A 19,150-nucleotide genomic window follows, 5' to 3' on the forward strand; every position below is an offset into this window, starting at 1 on the left:
CCTTTTTTTCTAAACAAGCATGGTGATGGCAACAATTAGCATCATTATAATGTAGATAATTTGTAAATACTTATGTGAAATAAGTGCCGTTACTTTAACACCAACATTAACACCAATCACACTTGGTATCAGGGCAACGGAGAAGAATACTAAATTCAAATAGCCAATACTATAAGGTGGCAAATTATCAGCATGCCAACCAAATAGCACAAAAAAGCCAGACATCACTAAACATAACACCATGGTCACCACTGTTGATGTACCAATTGCTTTGCGGATATCTAAGCCGCATTTTGTTAAAAATGGCACAAAGAAAACCGATACACCTGAGAGCATCGTACACATACCTGCTAGAAATGCACTCAATGCTTTTAATGCTAATGGAGCTTGCCAAACTTTTAAGACAACTTTAAGCTTGCGCCACATCCAAATCGCCATAACAATAACAATCAATGCAAAGATAATCTTTAGATCATTGCTGCTGATCGTGGTCATGAGAAACACACCCAAAACACCACCCAACAACACACTCACCATTGCCCAACGCAAGGTCTGATAGCAAATCTGCTTGTATTTATGCTGTTTAAAGGTGGCAAAAAAACCTAATAATACGCTAGAGCTCACACCTGAAGCAATCGCAACTTGCATTAAGTGATCGTTCGTCGGATAAGCATATTGCATCAATAAATAAAAGCCAGGAACATTAATAAGACCAGCACCTCCACCAAATACACCAGAAACAAATCCAGCCAGAAGTGCCACCAAACAGATAAGTACAATCAGTAAAGTCAAACTCAATTTATACACTCTCTTAACATTATTAAACACCGATAGCGATGTTTTGTTTAAAAAGCAATATTACTTAGGCATAAGCTTGTATACAAGCAAGAGCTTATTAAATTCCCAAAAAATTTCCAGCTAACGCACAAACTCTACAGACTTTATCAAATTTGAAAATATCTTGAGCGCGACTTTGTGCACTAAGTTCGCTTATATATTAGATTAAGCAGCACTCTATCTATGACAAGATCACCTTTGATATTTTTAAGGCCTGCTCAAGGCATGCTTTTGGACATATTTCTATCTTTTCGGCATTGCGTGATGTGAAGTCCATTGAGCGTATTTGAAAGGTTAGTACACTGCCCTTGGTTTTGCACTTATCGGGGAGTGTTACTTCAAATCTATTCCCTCGCTCAGTGCTTGTTATTGGAGCGACAAAAGCAAAACCAGTATGCTCATTAAAAACAGCTTTTGTTAGCACTAGCGCAGGTCTACGCTTCATTATTTCGCGTCCAGAGCTTGGATCAAAATCAAGCCAGATAATATCGCCTTGACTTGGAATATATTTTTTCAAAACTCTTTCCCTTTAGGTTTGTCGTGCATCCATTCTTTGTCTTCAGATAAAAGTTTAAAACTTGCTTTTGGACTTTCAGCAAGCATCTGCTCCAAGCTTAATTCCTCAATTCGTGGAGTTAAAATGATTTTGCTATCTTCAACATGAATATCTAGTTTATCGCCAGTATGAAGATTAAGCATTTGAAGTATCTTTTTGGGGATACTTACAATATTGGCGCCGCCTGATTGTCTAAGTGATAGTGATGACATTTGGATACTCCTGCTTTTAAATTATACAAAAGTATAACACCGGAAAGCGAAAAGTATAATACTTAATTCGATTAATTAATCATTAAGATGATTATAATACCCCAACAAAAGCTCTCAGGATTGAGCATTAGCCTACTACGATAGTTATTTATTACGGAATTTAATACGACCTTTAGTTAAATCATAAGGTGTCATTTCAACAGTGACTTTATCCCCTGTCAAAATACGAATATAGTTTTTACGCATTTTCCCTGAAATATGTGCAGTAACAATATGCCCATTTTCAAGCTCAACGCGAAACATGGTATTTGGTAATGTCTCAACTACCGTACCTTCTAGTTCAATACAATCTTCTTTTGCCATTGCTTGTTTAAATCTCTCTATATCTTCAACTTTTAGCGCTTCTGCAAGCACCCAATAAAATAAGCGTGTGAATCATGCACTATTTTCAAGAAATATTCAACACCTAGTGTTGATCTATTGGAATTTTTCGAGATTTAAGCCCATACAACTGAGTGCTAGTCTTTAATAGCACCACTGGCTTTAATTGCCTTATAGGCGGCAGATAAGTATAACCACATTGAGTAAACCGTTAGGATAACGGCAATATATAACAATACAAACCCTAAAATAACCCAGATATTACCTAGATCTTTTGGCTTTAATAATAAGATAAAAATCGCTGCCATTTGTGCTGCCGTTTTTACCTTACCAACAAAAGATACCTTAACCACTGAGCGTTGACCAATTTCTGCCATCCATTCACGTAATGCTGACACAATAATCTCGCGACAAATGATGATAATCGCAGGTAATGCCACCCATGGATACGGATAAAGTGCAATTAACAGCCCAAGTGCTGTTGCGACCATTAACTTATCTGCAACTGGATCTAAGAAGGCACCAAGTTTTGTCGTCTGCTGAAAGTAACGTGCGAGAAATCCATCTAACCAATCGGTTAGTGCTGCTAATAAAAACAAAGTGGCACTAAGGCCATGATGATGCGGAAAAGGAACATAAAATGCCACGACTAAAAAAGGAATTAGCAATATCCGTAGCATGGTTAATATATTTGGCACTGTCCAGATCATCTTCGTTATAACCCTTTTCTTAGCTGACGTTGTCAGTGTAGCAAAGCACTTAGCTTGCGACAAGTTTGTTTATACCCCAGTATGACCAAAACCGCCCACACCGCGTTTGGTTTGACCACCAAATTCTTCAACCGCGACAAAGTTTGCTTGAACCACGGGGACAATTACCAATTGCGCAAAACGCATTAATGGCTCAATGGTAATGGCATCATTTGATCGGTTCCAACAAGAAACCATTAGTTCACCTTGATAATCCGAATCAATCAAGCCAACACTATTGCCCAAGATCAGTCCTTTTTTATGCCCCAAACCAGATCGCGGCAAAATCATGCCAGCAAGTCCTTGATTTGCAATATGAATTGCAATTCCCGTTGGCACCAACTCACACTGTCCTGGACTTAACTGAATATCTTGCTCAATTGCAGCTCTTAGATCAATCGCTGCAGAGCCTGTTGTGCCATATTCAGGAATCGCTGAGAATACTTCTGGTCGTAATAACTTTAGTTCAATCGTTGTTTGACTCATATCACCACCTATAGCTGCTCGACAAATCGATCAAAAAGCCATGCCGTATCAACGGGACCAGGTCCCGCCTCAGGGTGGAACTGCACCGATGAGTATGGCAGCTCTTTATGCTTGATCCCTTGAATGGTATTATCGTTAAGATTTCTAAACCAGACTTCCCAGTTCTCAGGCATCGTTGATTCATCTACAGCAAAGCCATGGTTTTGCGAAGTTAGATAACTACGGTTACTTCCTTCTAATAAACAAGGATGATTCTGCGCGCGATGCCCAAACTTAAGCTTATAGGTTTTAGCACCAATCGCAATACCCATAATTTGCGAACCTAGACAAATGCCAAAAATTGGTTTTTGTGGCGTTTTATCCATCGCTTCTTTTAACACTTTAGCAGTCGTTTGACAACGCGCTGGATCCCCTGGTCCATTTGAAATAAACACACCATCATAAGACTCTTTGGTGTAATCATAATCATAAGGCACACGCTTCAACGTCAAATTAGAATACTCACATAGGTAACGCCAAATATTTGCCTTCATACCACAGTCAACAACGATGACTGTTTTGTCACCTGCGCCATGCACAACAGGTTCATCAATCGTTACTTCAGCAACTAAATCAAGATCACTAATATTCGGATACTTTTTTGGCAGATCTTGACCTACGACAATGGCGCCTGAAACAACACCATGATGGCGCAAAACTTTAGTTAAGGCACGTGTGTCAATATCAGCAATAATCGGTGTATTATATTTTTCACACCATGCTTGCAATGATGACTCGCCTTGGACACGCGCATAAAAGGGTGCCAATTCTGAGACAATAATACCCGCGGCATGAATCTGATCGGACTCCCAATGCGCTTGGTTTTCAACACCATAGTTACCAATCATCGGATAGGTAAAGCAGACAATCTGCCCTTTATATGAAGGATCAGTTAATACTTCTGTATAGCCTACCATGCCAGTATTAAATACAATCTCTCCGTAATTAATGCCTTTAACCCATGTCGGCACTTTGCCCTCAAATACTTCCCCGGTCTGTAAAACAAGCTTTGCTGGAATCATGAAAAATCACCTTGATTGAAGTTGATCTATTCTATACATATCACAAAGCATTTTACAGTATTTATTCCATTGAATTTCTCGTTCTTTTGAATTAGTAGTTTGCACATAAAGTGCAACAGTTTTTAGATTTCTCAACTACTTTAGATTTTTTGCTTTCTGACGAAATACATTACCACAGAGATAATGATCAGCACTATACAAGCAATTGCCGAAACCTTAGTAATCGCGCCAAAGACATTATAATAATTGTTGGCACTTTTAACCAAAAAGTCACCCGCGGTTTTGACCGTTTCAACACTGGTCAAGGTAGCAATTTCTGCTGCGGCATAATTGGCAATTGATCCTGTGATCAACATATAAAGACCTGCCAGAAAACCAACTGAACCGCCTGGGTTTAAACGTGTGATCTCAGATAAAGCAACTGGATCGACAAACAACTCAGCAAAGCCAATAACCGCCATGCCAACAATCACCCACATCATTGAAGCATGTCCATCTGTGGTCGCTGCAATTTTCGCCCCCATCATAATCATAAAAAAGCCAAAGGTTAGAAATAATAAGCCAAACGTAATTTTAAATAACGCGCTTAATCTAACACCTGCTTTGATCAGCCAATACCAAACGTATGACATGATCACGCCACCGATTAAAATCGCAAAGGGATTAATCGATTGAAAAGCCGCAGCGGGAATGGTAAATCCATTAAAATCACGAATAACATTACGCTCAATAAACAAGCTAATCGAGCTACCGCCTTGCTGATCAAATGCCCAGAAAATCAAACCAAAAATCATAAAAAAGCAAATTGCTAACAGGGATCTTTTATCTTTACCATCAAGCTTAATAAAAAGAAAAAACAAGAAGTACAGACTAACGATTACACAAGCAAGCAAAATCCAACCGGCAAATAAATAATACAAGGCAAAGCTAAAAAACACTGCGGCAAGTGCAATTAATAAAACGGTAATTGGTAATACTTTGATACTCAGCAGGCCTTTTTCTTTTAATGCTCTCCACTGCGGATCATTGCCAGCAACAAAATGTTTGCGCCCTGTCATAAAGATCACCAAACCAATCGCCATACCAATAGCCGCTAATAAGAAACCATAGTGCCAGCCCCATACTTGTGCTGCCCAGGCGCATAAGATGGGTGAAATAAAGGAGCCAATGTTACCGCCAACATACATCAAGGCAAAACCACTATCGCGCTTAGTATGCTCTCTTGAGTATGTCGCACCTAAAAGACAAGATACATTAGTTTTAAATAAGCCATAACCACAGATAATCAGAGCCAGACCAAAGTACAAACCGCCACCATCTAAACCTAGCACCAAGTGCCCTGCCACCATGGTAGCAGCCCCCAAAAAGGTTGCCCAGTAATATCCTAAGTAGCGATCTGCAATCGCACCACCGATAATAGGTGTAACATACACAAGCGCTGTATAAGCACCATATAACGCATAGGCATGGTTATCAGTAAATAAAAGCTTTTGTGTTAAGTAAAGCACCAACAGTGCACGCATACCGTAGTAACTAAAGTACTCCCAGACATTAAGCGCAATAGCGTAATAAAGTGATTTGGGTTGAGTCTCAATTTGAGTCATATAAATTCCCTGATAACCATGTAGAGAAAATAGAATATCAAAGATTTAACAAAAAACTATTAAAATCATGAAGTTTTAGCGCCATCATATGTTTTGATTTTACATGATAAGAATTCTAGATATACTGCCAAGTCTTGATTAATGACAAAACATGGAGGCTTATATGCTCGTTAGCTTTTTAATTTCATTATTAGCCTCGATAATTATTACTTGGCTTGCCGCACGCGCGTTATTTCGCCTAAATATAAAAAAAGGTCAATCGCTCACCAAAAGGGATCGATACCTTAATGCCATTATCTGCGGTTTTGTTTTTTTCTGTGTCAGCTGTTTTGTCTATGCACTACTGATTAATAGCGTTTTTAACTAAGAAGATTGTGATTCTCTTCAATCATCTGCACTGTATCAATAAGCTTTTTAAACGAGAACATCACAACACTGGCATGCCGCAACTCACTTTGAATACTCATTGACTGGCTAAATTCTTTAAGGAGTTCTTCTAGCTTAGTAATGATTTTTTGGTATTCTCCTTGGTCAAAAACATTCTTTTTAAAGCTGATGCTCATAACTTTAAAAGTATGATTGATCTCATCATATAACGCCTTAAACGCAGGATTTTGCTGAAATTTCTCGCGTTTTTCTGGATAGGTTTCAATATAATCATAAATGACACTGGTATAACGATATAACTGTCGCAAATGGCGCGTTGTCACTTTTAGCACCTTAAGGTCAATATTTGGTTTTTCATGCATTATCTCTTTTTGTAATGCGATTTGCTTTGAAAAATGACTAAAAATTTCGACCAATACATCATCATAGTCACCACCGGCAAAGAGCCGATTGTTTAACGAAGCGATACAGTTAACGGTATCACAGAAAGATTGATTGATGCGTTTGTAAGCGTGTATAGGAAAAAAATACCGATTAACAATAATCGCAATAGTAATACCAATCAGCACTTCAAGTGTACGGTAACAAGCAGTTGCTAAACTTACATCACTACTAAACAAAATAATAGCAACCGTCACTGAGCCCAAAACACCAGCATAGGTATATTTACTCGAATTTGTTGCTGTAAAAACACCGATAGCAATAATGCCAAGCCCTAAAATGAGCTGAACCATCGACATCTCAGGGAAAATCAAGATCACAATGATTGAGCATATTGACCCAATGAGGGTTCCTAAAAATCTCATTTTGGCTTTTTCTAATGCACCTCCTAAGTTTGGCTGACTTGACATGACCACCAAAACAGTAATCACAATCCATGCATACATTTGTCCAACATTAAGCCACTCACCCAATAAGTGCCCCACCAAGTAGGCAATAGCGCTAGCAACAACTGCCTTTAATGCATTGATCAATGAGTAGCGCTTACTATAAAGTAAATTCGTCATCGTAATAAATCTCCCTTAAGTGTTATGTAAACAGTATAGCGCTAAATATTGCACGGTTTTAGATGACAAGCAAAATGGTATTGTTATCATAAGCTTATTTTTTAGTGATAGGAATTAACATGAACCCAACTACAACGATACGTTCAGCGCTGTACGCTTTAAGCATCGTCGCTGCCAGTATTGGCGTGTTTGTCTATTGGCAGATTAGCAGCTATCCACAAACATTCAATAATATTGCCTTTGTTTTTGCGTATGCAGTGATGCTGACATTAATCAGCATGCCGCTTTTTGTCTCTGAAACCATCTCTGGATTTTTAAGTAAAAAACCGCTAACAGGCAGCCTGCATTTTGCTGCGCGTTCACAACGTTTACGCTTCATTGGACTCTTATCGATGGTGCTTACAGCGATTTTACTGATCATGGTGATCGCACGCATATCGGTGACAAGCTCAAGTCTTGTCTATACTAGCTTCTGGTATACAACGCATTCGGCAGAGAAAACACTGCATCTTATTGACAACTACACCTTACTGATTGGCATTATTTTTAGCGCCATTATCGTGATCATTATTGGCTTCTCACAGACACGCGAGCGTTTTTTAAAATTAAGCTCAGCATTTGCCACCCTTGGTCTTGCCTGTTTAATTGGCTTATTTATCATGAATGCGCTGACCTTTAACACCAGCCTTACAACGAGTACTTTTTTCATACCTAATTTTCATTTACTGGCATCAATCGATGTCTGGGAATCAGCATTAAGCCTTTCACTCTTTTCAGGGCTTATTGGTTTAGGTGTTAACTCCGTACTGGGCACGTATTTCAATGCGCAGTGCTCTATTCGACGCTTTAGCTGGTCATTTGTCATTGGCAGCATTGTAACAGTCATCATCATTATGCTCATGCAAAGCCTATATACCAATAGCAGTCGATCCGCTTCTGATGTATTAGGTTTTCAATACGCTTATACACTCAACTTATTAGCCTTTGGCATGTTCTTTTTCTGCTTATTAACCACCGCTTTACTGCTTTGCCAAACCTTTAAAGGCTTAAACCGATCAACCACAAAGCATAAGTGGTATGTTTATCTGCCGTTTTTCATCTTGCTTTTGGCGGCTTCAATCATCTATCAACACGTATTAGCAGACAAAGTACACGAAATCATTCAATCTGAGCTGATTATTAGTCTTATTCTTTTTATTGCTTATATTGAGATTCTCATTTTCGGTTGGATTTGCGATGCGCAGAAATTAAGTTACCAATTACACAAAGCCACAAAAATCAAACTCTCTGGACTGTATAATTTAAGCCTTCGTTTGATTGCGCCAAGTGCCATTCTGACAGTTTTTGTCCATAAAATACTAAGCATTTTTGTCACTATGCATTGGTTCTCGATCATTGGTATTTTTATTTTATCGCTTATTTTTACCGTCATTCTTGGTAGTTTTTTACATCGCAGATTCCAGTAATTCGCTTGACCTTAAAAGCAATGACAATTATCCTCAACGACTTACTTGAAGATCAAATCATAAAAATGTTAACACTTAAGCAAATTCAACAGTTATCAGCAGATGACATCCAACAAAACAATCAAGTCATCATTGACCAACTAAGCTCCGATGTCGTTTTAATTAATCAAATTAGCCAATACATTATCCACAGTGGTGGTAAACGTTTGCGCCCATTGTTACTGATGCTTGTCGCCCGCGCCCTTGACTACAAAGACCAAGATCACACCAAAGCCGCAGCTATTATTGAGTTTATTCACACAGCAACATTATTGCATGATGATGTAGTTGATGAGTCTGAATTGCGTCGCGGCAAAGAGACTGCCAATAATGTCTTTGGCAATGCCGCGTCAGTCTTAACGGGCGATTTTCTTTACTCACGCGCCTTTCAGATGATGGTGGAGTTAAATCAAATGCAAATTATGCAGATCTTAGCAGATGCCACCAATAAAATCGCTGAAGGTGAAGTATTGCAACTATTAAACTGCAACAATCCGGATATTACTGAAGCTCAATATATGCAAGTTATTTATTGCAAAACCGCCAAGCTGTTTGAAGCGGCTTGTGATGTTGCCAGTGTTCTGGCAGATGCTGGTGATAGCGAGCAAAAAGCATTACATCAATATGGTGTGCATCTTGGAAATGCGTTCCAGATTGCAGATGATGTGCTTGATTATATTGCCGATAGTGAGACACTTGGCAAAAACATTGGTGATGATTTAGCCGAGGGCAAAACAACACTACCTGTGATTTATGCACTGAAAAATGCACAAGCCCAAGATCAACAACTTATTCGTCAAGCGATTGAGCAAGGTCACCATCCTGAGATGGCAAAAATTATTGATATTATCAAGCATAGCGGTGCGATTGAGTATGCTGTTAGCAAAGCGCAACAAGCCGCTCAGTCAGCGATTGATTCGCTAGATATACTTACTGAATCTGAATACAAAAACGCGCTTATCGCACTAGCGCATATTGCCGTTGAACGTACACACTAACAGCTCAAAACTATGTCCTCTAAGTCTTTACGTGATAATTTCTGGCACTTATATCCATTAAAAGCATTAAATGATGCTGAATGGGAAGCGCTTTGCGATGGCTGTGGTTTATGTTGCTTACATAAACTGCAAGATGATGAAACCGATGAGATCTATTACACCAAAGTTGCCTGCAAGCTTTTAGACTGCAACACCTGCCAATGCACAAATTACCCTAAGCGCAAACAGCTGGTACCTGATTGTATACAACTGGATTTATATCACTTAAAACATGCCCAGCACTGGCTGCCTGAAACATGTGCCTATAAGCGTCGTTATCATGGTAAAGCCTTACCTGATTGGCATCCATTGATCACTAAGGATAAAAACAGCGTTCATAAGGCAGGCGCTTCAGCTTGTGATTTTGCCATTTCTGAGAATGACATCCATGGCGATTTGGAAGATTATTTGCTTACTAATTACGATTAAATAATGTAAAAGATGGATTAAATTATGATTGGACAACATAAATCAACACTAAACACCCCCTGCCTTGTGATTGATAAAGATAAACTTCTGCAAAACATCAATGACATGCAAGCTTTTGCCCTTAAACATAACAAATCCGTGCGCCCTCACGCCAAAACACACAAATGCACTGAAATTGCCCAGTTGCAAAAACAACAAGGTGCCATTGGCATATGTGTCACCAAGGTTAGTGAAGCACTTGTGTTGGCTGAGCATGGTATTACGGGGATTCTGATCACCTCCCCTATTGTTACCAATCATAAACTTAATATGCTGAGCAAGGCGTGCCAACTGGCACCAGATACAATAGTCGTTTGCGACTCATTTGCTAATGCCAAAGCCTTAAATCAAGTGGCTTTAAATCACTTAAAGCAAAATATGAATGTTATTGTTGATATTGATGCTGGTATTGGGCGCACAGGTGTTTCTTTTGAGCATACTGTAGCACTGGCACGACATATCCATGAGTTATCACACCTTAATTTAAAAGGCATTCAATGCTATGCAGGTCATTTTCAACACATCACTGACTACAACAAGCGCCAAGAGGCTTCTTCATTACTGCTTAAAAAAGCCGGTGAGATTAAAGCGCAAATTGAAGCACAAACAGGACATAAAAACCTTATTCAAACCGGTTCCGGTACGGGCACTTATGCTATAGATTGTAATATTCAATCCGTTACAGAAATTCAGCCAGGCTCATATACGGTAATGGATAAAGAATATTTTGATATCGAAGCAATCAATAGTTTCCTGCCAGCAATGACGCTTTTAAGCACAGTCATTAGTGCAAATCATGATACACATGTCACCGTTGATGCCGGACTTAAAGCACTCTATAAAGATCCTACCAAACCACAGATTATTAGTCATAATGATCTTCATTATGACTGGGATTACTTTGGCGATGAGCATGGCAAAGTTACCGGCAAAGTATTACCTAAGCTCGGGGACGTGATTGAGATGGTGGTACCACATTGTGATCCAACTATTAATTTATTTGATCAGTTTTATATTACAGAAAATGATATTGTTACCGATATCTGGTCAATTAATTTGCGTGGCAAAAGCCAATAACCATCAAATTGATCAGAGTAACACCTTCATTCATAATCATCACGTAAGGGCGTATTGCATACGCCCATCAAAATAGACCGACATTCTATCAAGCCACAATAAATGTTCAACATTGACAAAACCAACATCACATTATAACATTGTTATAACTTTCATCATCAGGAGAAGTCATATGCAAACGAAATTAAGGGCGATTGGTAACAGTGTTGGCATCACCATTCCTGCAAGTGAATTAAAAGCACTATCTGCTCATATTGGTGATACGATCGAAATTAACATTGTCAAAGTGATCAAGACGCCACGTTCTAGCTGGAGCGACGCTAATTTATGGCAAAATGCAAGTCATGAGCCCCTGCACCTGAATGATCTAAGCAATAATGATTTTGATAAGAAAGAATGGCAATGGTAGCTATCAAACGATTTAGTATTTGAGGTGTTGATCTGGACCCAACCAAAGGCAGCGAACAATCAGGTTTTAGACCTGTTTTGGTAATATCACCTGATGTTATGAATGATCATTTAAACACAGTGATTGTTGCACCAATGACAACTTCATTACGCGGCTGGCCTACACGTGTTCAAATAGAGCATCAAGCAAAAACAGGTGAAGTCGCACTTGATCAAATTAGAACAATTGATAAAAGCCGTTTGAAAAAAAATATGGGCTTGCTTGAAACTAGATTTCATCGCAACATTTACAGCGTTCTTGCTGAAATATTTAGTAAATAATCAAGCGCCTGAATGAATGACTTTACTTAATAGATACTGTCTAACTGGAGTTACGGACTTTTTCCATTTCAACACCCCACCTCGCAAGCTCGGCACCCCTCTTGCAAAGAGGGGAATATAAAATAACCCTTGCCTAATTCCCCTCTTTGCAAGAGGGGTGGCAGCCGTAGGCTGACGGGGTGTTTATAAAATCATAGTTTTTTCTAAAGTGCGTAACTCCAGTGTCTAAGTACATTAATAATCTCTTTATTTGCTTCAGGCATAATTTCGGCATTGAGCTTATCAACACTCACCCATTTCCCCTCTTGCCCTTCTTGAGGCGCAATCTCTCGTTGATATTGCGTGATCACAAAACAGTGAAGCTCAACAGATTTATGTTGATAGTGATGCGCCTTAACTAGCAATGATTCAAACTTCGTAACATCAATGCCAACCTCTTCTTTAAGCTCGCGCTTAAGTGCAGCATGTGGTGCCTCACTAGCTTCAAGTTTGCCGCCTGGGAACTCCCAAAGTCCGGCTAAATCCTGAGTAGATTTACGCCTAGTTAAAAAAACTTGATTTTTTTGGTCATTTAATATGACTCCAACAGCAACTTTGATTAAAATCATCGCTAATGAACAAACACTTAAATAAATCAAACATGTCGTATAGCTTAACAAAGCAATTTCTAATTGCCATGCCTAATTTGCAAGATAATGCATTTGAACATTCTGTTATTGTCATATATGAAGATAATGATAAGGGTGCCATGAGCTTTATGGGATTTGGTCATGCTTAAATTAATCGGACTTGATTATGGCAAGTCACGCATAGGGATTGCCAGTGGGCAGATGATTACTAAAACTGCTACACCCATTGCAACCATTGCCGCCAAACAAGGCGAACCTGAATGGCATGAGCTTGATAAGATTATTAAACAATGGCGCCCTAGTGATATTATTGTGGGACTTCCGATTGATGCTAAAGATCAAGAAACGAAGATCACTGAAGAAGCACGTGCCTTTGCACAAAAGGTTGAGCTTAGATATCAAAAGCCCGTGCATTTAATCTCAGAAACCTTCTCAACGCGGGAGGCGCGTTGGCGTCTAGAGGAAGTACAAAACAAATCTAACCGCCACCTTAAAGTCGATGCATTTGCCGCTTGTGTTATTTTGGAGACTTGGATGAACGATCAGAGTTAAATCACTTACAGCAAGTTTATTTCTGACCTATACTATTTAACATCCGGATAACATGGAGTTTAGTGTGACAATTTATAACTTTCTCTCACATCACTTAATTATTGGCTCAATACAAAGCATTGCTATTGCACTATTGATGTATTTTTTATATCGGTTTTTGCAGTGGTATTTTACACGGAAAATTGATAACACAACCAAGCTCAAACGCAAACTTTCCCGCCTTCGCTATCTATTGATTGCTATTTTTGTCTTTTGCTTGATAAAAATATGGGTTAGTGATTTTAGTCACATTCTCACTGCATTAGGTTTGGTCGGCGCGGGTTTAGTAGTTGCTAATAAAGAAACCATTATGAATTTTATTGGCTCGTTTATTATCATGTGGCGCGATCTTTTTAGTGAGGGGGATTATATCGAAGTGCAAGGTCAAGAAGGGTATGTCTATCGCTTGGGACCTTTATATTACACATTAGCCGAATACCCGCCAAGTGACAAAAAGACCAAGGGCAAATACATTCGCATCCCGAATGCAACCGCCATTACTGGCATTATTATCAACTACTCACAACCTGCGGTTCCTTTTAAAGGTAAAATTCAATTTAAAGTGACCTATCAACAATATACACATCTTAAGATCACCGAGTTAAAAACCACGCTAGATAAAGAGCTTACTGACTATCTTAAGACACTGAGTAAGTCGCAATTAAACACGCTGACATCAATAACAGTTAGCCTTTATGAACAACCGGATATTGATAAACCTGAGCTTATTGATATTACGATTAGTTATCAATGCTTATTTGAACATAAAAAATCACTGTCAACGCTCCTTAATACTTCTTTATTGCAAGCATTGACAGAAACTGATCAACGCAAAAGCATGTCAAAAGAATAGCCAAGCCAATAATAACTAAATAGCTTCCCTCAACATCTGTTGTATTCTATCCAAACCCAGCTTAATTTCATCAAAGCTTGGTCCAAAGCTTAAACGCACATATTTCTTTAAACGCGTATTTACGACTTTGCGACGTTGACCGGGGTTGACATCAAAGAACTCACCTGGCACACAGATCACTTTGTATTGTAATAAAGCTTTGAAAAATTTCATGCCATCAGCAAGACTCTCTGGCAGGTTCTCCAAAGAGGCAAAGCAGTAAAAACCACCCTCTGGCACTCTTGATAACACAAAGCCCATTTCCTTAAGGCGTGATACCATATAATCACGTTTTTTAACAAATTCATTCTGAATCGAATCCGCTTCTTGATCAGCGTGTTTGAGATCCAATAATGGTACAACAGCTTTTTGTATCGCGTGTACCGCGCCACCATCTAAAAATGACCCCGCCGAAGCAATGCCCTCAATGACTTCTTTTGGACCCAATGTCCATGAAATACGCAGCCCTGGATAACGCCAGTTTTTAGTCAACCCATCAACAATCAAAATATTGTCTTTTTCTACATCTTTGATATACGCGGCAGCACTTAGTGTTTTTTTGCTTTGTTCATATAAATAATGCGAATAAAACTCATCAAAAATCATCGCACAACCAATCTTTTTTGCTGAATCAATCAATTGTTTTAACTCATCACCAATAATGATCTGCCCTGTTGGGTTACATGGATTAGATAACAGCATTGCCCCCAAGCCCATATTAATCATCGCTTTTTCCATCTCAGTAACATCAGGCTTAAAACCATCAGCAATGCGATAAGAAACTGGCATCGACACAAAGCCACCAAAGACATTTAATAACTCTTCATAAGCAGTATAATCTGGCAAGAAATGCCCAAGATTAATATTATTCATCGTCGCTGCGATCCGACAAAGCGCTGAGCGCCCACCCGATGAAATGGCTACATTTTCGTAAGTATATTGTGACTTTTTATCAAAGCGATAACGCTGGTTATATAGCTCAGCCACTGCTTTTCTAAGCTCAACATCACCTGCGACAGGGCTATATTCAGCTGAGATTTGATCTAATGAAATATCTTTTAAACGTGCAGGGCTCTCTGGCATATCTCCGGTTTCAGGCGCGCCCTGCCCTAAATTAGACCACTCAGGATTGCCATAATAAAAACCATGCGCTTGCGCCTTCGACATAACATAAATCACCCCAGTTTTTGGGACTTTTTTAAAACTGCTTTCCATTTAATTTCCTTTGTTTTTCTATGTAACTAATCATATTAACCGTCCCCTGAGCATAGTCGAAGGGTACGGACGAAAACAATAAATGGCTTCAACTAACGCTCAGCCAACAATGTCAATCGCACCTTGAGCTTAGTCGAAGGGTATGTTTAAGCTTGCATTCACAGTGATTTTAAATGATTTTCTAACCATTGTGCCAATTGCGCTATTTCATCTTTTTTCAGCCATAACCCAAGCTTACTGCGACGCCACAATAATGCATCAACATCACGCACCCATTCATGTTCAACCAAATATTCAACCTCTTGCTGATAAAGGTTATATCCAAAACATATACCTAGATCATCATAGGATGTTGCATCTTTTAACACATCAATACTTTGCATACCATATGATGATGCTAAGCGATAACTATGTTTATCTTGAAGCCATGGATAAGCTGCATTTAGCTTCATCAAAATCTCAGCAAATGAGCTTGCCTCACCACCGGGTGTTGCGATTTGATCCGTTGTACAAGCCCGCATATGAGGGAAAAAAGGAATTAACTTATCAACAACATGTTTGGATAATGTGCGATACGTCGTAATCTTACCACCAAAGATTGATAATACCGGTAATTTACCCTGATCATCTTCAAGCTCTAGATGATATTCACGCGTGATTTTAGACGGATCCTTGGCATGATCATCATACAATGGACGCACACCAGCATAGCTCCAAATAATATCTTTTGGTGCAATTTTGCTTTTGAAATAACCATTGATCAGTTGACACAAATAATCAGTTTCTTCCTGACTAATGGTAATATCGCGTGGATCACCTTGATAACTAACATCCGTCGTGCCAATCAAGGTAAATTCATTATCATGTTCACTGGTGAAACCATATGGCAGCGCAAAGACAATCCGACCATCGGCATTTTGCAGGATATAGGCATGATCACCCTCGTACAACTTAGGCACGACAATATGACTGCCTTTGATCAGGCGCACTGCCGATTTAGAACTCGTTTCTAACACGTCATGAATAACATCCGCAACCCAAGGTCCTGCGGCATTAACAACGGCTTTAGCAAGCACAATTACTTCATCACCTTTGTCATTTACAAGTTTCGCTTGCCAGCTATTTTCTGCCTTCTTCACCTCTTTTAGCTTTTTCACCTTTTTCACCTCGACACATTGATATGGCATCAAGATTTTAGCGCCATGCGCTTTGGCCTGTTGTGCATTAAGCATCGTCATGCGCGCATCATCAATTCGACAATCAGAATAGGCAAAACCAACACTGAAATCATCAATCAGATTCTCACCTTCTAACGTGTTCACTAATGATATCTTTTGCGACTTTTTCAATGACATCTTACCCGCGAGAAAATCATATAAAAACATACCAATACGAATCATCCACACCGGACGCAAGTGCCTGGCATGCGGCAAAACAAAACGCAAAGGGTGGATAATGTGTGGCGCTTTCTTGAGTAATACTTCACGCTCTTTTAAGGCTTCTTTGACGAGCTTAAACTCATACTGTTCTAGATAACGTAAACCGCCATGTACAAGCTTACTACTGGCTGATGATGTCGCTGAAGCAAAGTCTTTTGCTTCACATAATGTAACATCTAAACCTCTTAATGCGGCATCAACAGCCACTCCTGTACCATTAACCCCGCCACCGATCACCAAAACATCGGTATGAATAACATTCTTTTCCTGCTTTTCTTGCTTTTCTTGTGCTTGCATGACTTTATTTTCACCGTTTAGGTTGAATACGCAGTTTGCTATTGTATACTCACCACGGTCCATTTTACAGCCTTTATTGCTTTAAGTCTGAGCTCGCACACCCCTCTGCACAATCATTTACAAGTGAAATATAATTGTATCAACTTTGCTAAACCTTGCTAAAATTTTGTTATACTGTGCACGGTCATAGTCACTGGGAAATTGTGAGCAGGATTAAGTAGGAAGAATGATGAAAAACTCAAAACAGCGTTATTCAATCTGGATGCTATGTATTTTTATAGGTGCTTGCATCGTGCTGGTTATCCAAAGCACACTGATGATTAAAAGCTTATATAAAGATGTCATCGATCAAAAACATCATTATCGCGTGATTAAAGATTTAATCGCTATCCGTGACGCCATGGTAAAGCTCGATGCCAGTGAGCTTGAGCTTGCCATTCAAACTTATGAACAAATTACTCGAAACTCAGTATCTATTGAAGCACATTCGCATATCAGTGATCACCCAGAGCTACATACCTATGATCAGATGATTGAGTATTTTAAAGCACACCAACAACTCTCCTTTGATCAATACTATCCAAATGCTGATAAATGGGTATTTTTCAACTTCAAGCCCCACAACCCTTGGATTGATCCAGTGGTTATCATTGCCATTATATTGCGTTTTATTTTTATGTTTATGATCATTTATTTAATTATCTATAGCGGCTTAAAACTATTTAGACAATCCATTTATGAACTTGGCAATGGCAATAACAACAGATCATTCCTTGGCAAAACCAAGCACGCCTTAGAGCAAAAAGTCAAAGACCTTATCGCTGAGCGAACCATGATTCTTGCCACTCTTTTTCATGATATCAAAACACCGCTAGCACGCGCCAAAGTACGCTTACAAACAGAGTATGAGCTTGATCAAGTTCCAGCTGATTTAGATGAGATTGATGAGCTTATTAAAGCGACCGTTAGCTATTACCAAGAAAGCACCCAAGATACGAGCTTTAAGATCAATACGATTTTCATGCGCCTTAAACAGCAACACCCTGATAAGATAAGCATCAATACAACAAAAGACTATATTGTGCATGGCAATGAGACGCTACTCTATCGCGCCTTTAGCAATATCACCAATAACGCGATTAAATACGCCAAGCATTGCAGCATTGACTGCGATATAGCACAAAACAAGTTAGTGATACGTTTTCAAGACACAGGACCTGGTGTCCCTCAAGATAAAATTGACAAACTTTTTCTCGCACACTATAAAAACTTGCATAGCGAGCAAAACAGTCAAGGTCACGGTTTGGGTCTTGCTATTTGCAAGAAAATTATTGAACTACATAAAGGTGAAATCTCGGCAACATCTAATGAGCAAGGTCTATGTATTACGGTGAAATTAATTGCCACTGAAGAAAACACTTCACCATAAATATGCCGATATTTGCGGCTATACACAGGCTATTCTACCCCAAAGTGTCAATACAGTTTTTTGAAAATTCTTATTCCTATACATGTCATGCAACCTGCAATGTTTTTTGTGCCTGATTTTTAAAGTTAATAGCACCTTCTTTGTACACATTCATTGGTTTTTTGTATCCCAAACTTTCATGAAATCTACGGTTATTATAAAAATCAATATAATCAGCAAGATCAGTCCTAAGCTCAGGTAAAGAATCATATTCATTAAGATAAATTCGCTCGCATTTTGCACTGCGCCAAAAACGCTCAATACAAATGTTATCAGTAGCTCGCCCTTTACCATCCATTGAGATAGTAATACCTCTACTGGATAATGCCTCAGTATGTATATGCGAGGTATATTGACTGCCTTGGTCAGTGTTAAAAATCTCAGGGTTGCCAAAGCGATCAAGGGCTTCATGCAAAACACTCATTACCAGGCTACTATCCATCGTATTCGATATACGCCAACTTAATACGGCTTTTGAATACCAATCAATTATCGCAGCAAGATAAACCATACCACCCTTAAG

The 19,150-nt window shown here is 39.0% G+C and carries 23 protein-coding genes; 10 read left to right on the forward strand and 13 right to left on the reverse strand.

Annotated elements, in window-relative coordinates:
* Window positions 1–9 precede the first annotated feature (9 nt).
* The 9 genes from F3D68_RS04840 to F3D68_RS04880 all read right to left on the reverse strand — a co-directional run bounded on the left by F3D68_RS04840 (window position 10) and on the right by F3D68_RS04880 (window position 7,280).
* Window positions 10–807 (reverse strand): sulfite exporter TauE/SafE family protein, encoded by a 798-nt coding sequence (locus F3D68_RS04840; RefSeq protein WP_224728236.1) that lies wholly within the window; start codon window positions 805–807, stop codon window positions 10–12.
* Between the two features lie 211 nt (window positions 808–1,018).
* Window positions 1,019–1,354 carry a type II toxin-antitoxin system PemK/MazF family toxin gene (locus F3D68_RS04845; protein ID WP_151193323.1) on the reverse strand — a complete coding sequence of 112 codons (336 nt, stop codon included), beginning with the start codon at window positions 1,352–1,354 and terminating at the stop codon, window positions 1,019–1,021.
* A complete protein-coding gene (locus F3D68_RS04850) occupies window positions 1,351–1,605 on the reverse strand; it encodes an AbrB/MazE/SpoVT family DNA-binding domain-containing protein (RefSeq protein ID WP_151193324.1) in 255 nt (84 codons plus the stop codon). The genes F3D68_RS04845 and F3D68_RS04850 overlap by 4 nt, the downstream gene beginning before the upstream one ends.
* A gap of 144 nt (window positions 1,606–1,749) precedes the next feature.
* A complete protein-coding gene (gene infA / locus F3D68_RS04855) occupies window positions 1,750–1,968 on the reverse strand; it encodes a translation initiation factor IF-1 (protein WP_117003346.1) in 219 nt (72 codons plus the stop codon).
* Between the two features lie 155 nt (window positions 1,969–2,123).
* Window positions 2,124–2,696, reverse strand: coding sequence for a CDP-diacylglycerol--glycerol-3-phosphate 3-phosphatidyltransferase (pgsA, locus tag F3D68_RS04860; RefSeq protein ID WP_151193325.1), 573 nt, complete (start codon window positions 2,694–2,696; stop codon window positions 2,124–2,126).
* Between the two features lie 69 nt (window positions 2,697–2,765).
* On the reverse strand, window positions 2,766–3,221 hold the full coding sequence (dut, locus tag F3D68_RS04865) for a dUTP diphosphatase (protein ID WP_151193326.1): 456 nt from the start codon (window positions 3,219–3,221) through the stop codon (window positions 2,766–2,768).
* 8 nt (window positions 3,222–3,229) lie between these two features.
* Window positions 3,230–4,282 (reverse strand): glutamine-hydrolyzing carbamoyl-phosphate synthase small subunit, encoded by a 1,053-nt coding sequence (gene carA, locus F3D68_RS04870; protein WP_151193327.1) that lies wholly within the window; start codon window positions 4,280–4,282, stop codon window positions 3,230–3,232.
* A 140-nt stretch (window positions 4,283–4,422) separates the two neighbouring features.
* Entirely contained in the window at window positions 4,423–5,886 is a 1,464-nt protein-coding gene (locus F3D68_RS04875) for a peptide MFS transporter (protein WP_151193328.1), read from the reverse strand.
* 359 nt (window positions 5,887–6,245) lie between these two features.
* Window positions 6,246–7,280 carry an FUSC family protein gene (locus tag F3D68_RS04880; protein WP_151193329.1) on the reverse strand — a complete coding sequence of 345 codons (1,035 nt, stop codon included), beginning with the start codon at window positions 7,278–7,280 and terminating at the stop codon, window positions 6,246–6,248.
* A gap of 119 nt (window positions 7,281–7,399) precedes the next feature.
* Here F3D68_RS04880 and F3D68_RS04885 point away from each other — a divergent pair, with 119 nt between their 5' ends.
* From F3D68_RS04885 to F3D68_RS04910, 6 genes are all read left to right on the forward strand, one after another.
* Window positions 7,400–8,746: a hypothetical protein gene (locus tag F3D68_RS04885; RefSeq protein WP_151193330.1), complete on the forward strand. Its 1,347-nt coding sequence runs from the start codon at window positions 7,400–7,402 to the stop codon at window positions 8,744–8,746.
* 65 nt (window positions 8,747–8,811) lie between these two features.
* Complete coding sequence (gene ispB, locus F3D68_RS04890; RefSeq protein ID WP_151193331.1) at window positions 8,812–9,783, forward strand: octaprenyl diphosphate synthase; 972 nt, start codon at window positions 8,812–8,814, stop codon at window positions 9,781–9,783.
* A 12-nt stretch (window positions 9,784–9,795) separates the two neighbouring features.
* Complete coding sequence (locus tag F3D68_RS04895; RefSeq protein WP_151193332.1) at window positions 9,796–10,251, forward strand: YcgN family cysteine cluster protein; 456 nt, start codon at window positions 9,796–9,798, stop codon at window positions 10,249–10,251.
* Window positions 10,252–10,275: 24 nt separating this feature from the next.
* The gene (locus tag F3D68_RS04900; protein WP_151193333.1) at window positions 10,276–11,367 is read left to right on the forward strand and encodes a DSD1 family PLP-dependent enzyme; all 1,092 of its coding nucleotides are present in this window, start codon (window positions 10,276–10,278) and stop codon (window positions 11,365–11,367) included.
* A 172-nt stretch (window positions 11,368–11,539) separates the two neighbouring features.
* Window positions 11,540–11,776 carry a hypothetical protein gene (locus F3D68_RS04905; protein WP_151193334.1) on the forward strand — a complete coding sequence of 79 codons (237 nt, stop codon included), beginning with the start codon at window positions 11,540–11,542 and terminating at the stop codon, window positions 11,774–11,776.
* 32 nt (window positions 11,777–11,808) lie between these two features.
* Window positions 11,809–12,096: a type II toxin-antitoxin system PemK/MazF family toxin gene (locus tag F3D68_RS04910; RefSeq protein ID WP_224728239.1), complete on the forward strand. Its 288-nt coding sequence runs from the start codon at window positions 11,809–11,811 to the stop codon at window positions 12,094–12,096.
* A 203-nt stretch (window positions 12,097–12,299) separates the two neighbouring features.
* Here F3D68_RS04910 and mutT read toward each other — a convergent pair whose 3' ends face one another.
* Window positions 12,300–12,704, reverse strand: a complete 405-nt coding sequence (gene mutT / locus F3D68_RS04915) for an 8-oxo-dGTP diphosphatase MutT (RefSeq protein WP_151193335.1) — start codon at window positions 12,702–12,704, stop codon at window positions 12,300–12,302.
* Window positions 12,705–12,709: 5 nt separating this feature from the next.
* Between mutT and F3D68_RS11205 the strand changes: the two genes are divergently transcribed.
* The 3 genes from F3D68_RS11205 to F3D68_RS04925 all read left to right on the forward strand — a co-directional run bounded on the left by F3D68_RS11205 (window position 12,710) and on the right by F3D68_RS04925 (window position 14,169).
* Entirely contained in the window at window positions 12,710–12,874 is a 165-nt protein-coding gene (locus F3D68_RS11205; protein ID WP_191092703.1) for a hypothetical protein, read from the forward strand.
* Window positions 12,867–13,277, forward strand: coding sequence for a Holliday junction resolvase RuvX (ruvX, locus tag F3D68_RS04920; RefSeq protein ID WP_151193336.1), 411 nt, complete (start codon window positions 12,867–12,869; stop codon window positions 13,275–13,277). The genes F3D68_RS11205 and ruvX overlap by 8 nt, the downstream gene beginning before the upstream one ends.
* 64 nt (window positions 13,278–13,341) lie before the next feature.
* Complete coding sequence (locus F3D68_RS04925) at window positions 13,342–14,169, forward strand: mechanosensitive ion channel family protein (RefSeq protein WP_191092704.1); 828 nt, start codon at window positions 13,342–13,344, stop codon at window positions 14,167–14,169.
* 15 nt (window positions 14,170–14,184) lie between these two features.
* Here the strand turns inward: F3D68_RS04925 and F3D68_RS04930 are convergent, their stop codons facing one another.
* Window positions 14,185–15,423 (reverse strand): pyridoxal phosphate-dependent aminotransferase, encoded by a 1,239-nt coding sequence (locus F3D68_RS04930; protein WP_151193338.1) that lies wholly within the window; start codon window positions 15,421–15,423, stop codon window positions 14,185–14,187.
* A gap of 158 nt (window positions 15,424–15,581) precedes the next feature.
* Window positions 15,582–17,222: a glycerol-3-phosphate dehydrogenase gene (gene glpD / locus F3D68_RS04935; RefSeq protein WP_224728237.1), complete on the reverse strand. Its 1,641-nt coding sequence runs from the start codon at window positions 17,220–17,222 to the stop codon at window positions 15,582–15,584.
* Between the two features lie 163 nt (window positions 17,223–17,385).
* Between glpD and F3D68_RS04940 the strand changes: the two genes are divergently transcribed.
* Entirely contained in the window at window positions 17,386–18,588 is a 1,203-nt protein-coding gene (locus F3D68_RS04940; RefSeq protein WP_151193339.1) for a sensor histidine kinase, read from the forward strand.
* Window positions 18,589–18,673: 85 nt separating this feature from the next.
* Here F3D68_RS04940 and F3D68_RS04945 read toward each other — a convergent pair.
* The coding region (locus F3D68_RS04945; RefSeq protein WP_151193340.1) for a DDE-type integrase/transposase/recombinase at window positions 18,674–19,150 on the reverse strand (477 nt) is incomplete at its 5' end.

Source organism: Cysteiniphilum sp. JM-1, assembly GCF_008711525.1.
In the GTDB taxonomy this organism is placed as follows: domain Bacteria; phylum Pseudomonadota; class Gammaproteobacteria; order Francisellales; family Francisellaceae; genus Caedibacter.

What these genes read in the sequence shown, in the direction of transcription:
- F3D68_RS04850 (WP_151193324.1), bottom strand. Translation starts at nt 1,605, where the DNA reads ATGTCATCACTATCACTTAGACAATCAGGCGGCGCCAATATTGTAAGT.
- infA (WP_117003346.1), bottom strand. Translation starts at nt 1,968, where the DNA reads ATGGCAAAAGAAGATTGTATTGAACTAGAAGGTACGGTAGTTGAGACA.
- pgsA (WP_151193325.1), bottom strand. Translation starts at nt 2,696, where the DNA reads ATGATCTGGACAGTGCCAAATATATTAACCATGCTACGGATATTGCTA.
- dut (WP_151193326.1), bottom strand. Translation starts at nt 3,221, where the DNA reads ATGAGTCAAACAACGATTGAACTAAAGTTATTACGACCAGAAGTATTC.
- carA (WP_151193327.1), bottom strand. Translation starts at nt 4,282, where the DNA reads ATGATTCCAGCAAAGCTTGTTTTACAGACCGGGGAAGTATTTGAGGGC.
- F3D68_RS04875 (WP_151193328.1), bottom strand. Translation starts at nt 5,886, where the DNA reads ATGACTCAAATTGAGACTCAACCCAAATCACTTTATTACGCTATTGCG.
- F3D68_RS04880 (WP_151193329.1), bottom strand. Translation starts at nt 7,280, where the DNA reads ATGACGAATTTACTTTATAGTAAGCGCTACTCATTGATCAATGCATTA.
- F3D68_RS04885 (WP_151193330.1), top strand. Translation starts at nt 7,400, where the DNA reads ATGAACCCAACTACAACGATACGTTCAGCGCTGTACGCTTTAAGCATC.
- ispB (WP_151193331.1), top strand. Translation starts at nt 8,812, where the DNA reads ATGTTAACACTTAAGCAAATTCAACAGTTATCAGCAGATGACATCCAA.
- F3D68_RS04895 (WP_151193332.1), top strand. Translation starts at nt 9,796, where the DNA reads ATGTCCTCTAAGTCTTTACGTGATAATTTCTGGCACTTATATCCATTA.
- F3D68_RS04900 (WP_151193333.1), top strand. Translation starts at nt 10,276, where the DNA reads ATGATTGGACAACATAAATCAACACTAAACACCCCCTGCCTTGTGATT.
- F3D68_RS04905 (WP_151193334.1), top strand. Translation starts at nt 11,540, where the DNA reads ATGCAAACGAAATTAAGGGCGATTGGTAACAGTGTTGGCATCACCATT.
- mutT (WP_151193335.1), bottom strand. Translation starts at nt 12,704, where the DNA reads ATGATTTTAATCAAAGTTGCTGTTGGAGTCATATTAAATGACCAAAAA.
- F3D68_RS11205 (WP_191092703.1), top strand. Translation starts at nt 12,710, where the DNA reads ATGAACAAACACTTAAATAAATCAAACATGTCGTATAGCTTAACAAAG.
- ruvX (WP_151193336.1), top strand. Translation starts at nt 12,867, where the DNA reads ATGCTTAAATTAATCGGACTTGATTATGGCAAGTCACGCATAGGGATT.
- F3D68_RS04930 (WP_151193338.1), bottom strand. Translation starts at nt 15,423, where the DNA reads ATGGAAAGCAGTTTTAAAAAAGTCCCAAAAACTGGGGTGATTTATGTT.
- glpD (WP_224728237.1), bottom strand. Translation starts at nt 17,222, where the DNA reads ATGGACCGTGGTGAGTATACAATAGCAAACTGCGTATTCAACCTAAAC.
- F3D68_RS04940 (WP_151193339.1), top strand. Translation starts at nt 17,386, where the DNA reads ATGATGAAAAACTCAAAACAGCGTTATTCAATCTGGATGCTATGTATT.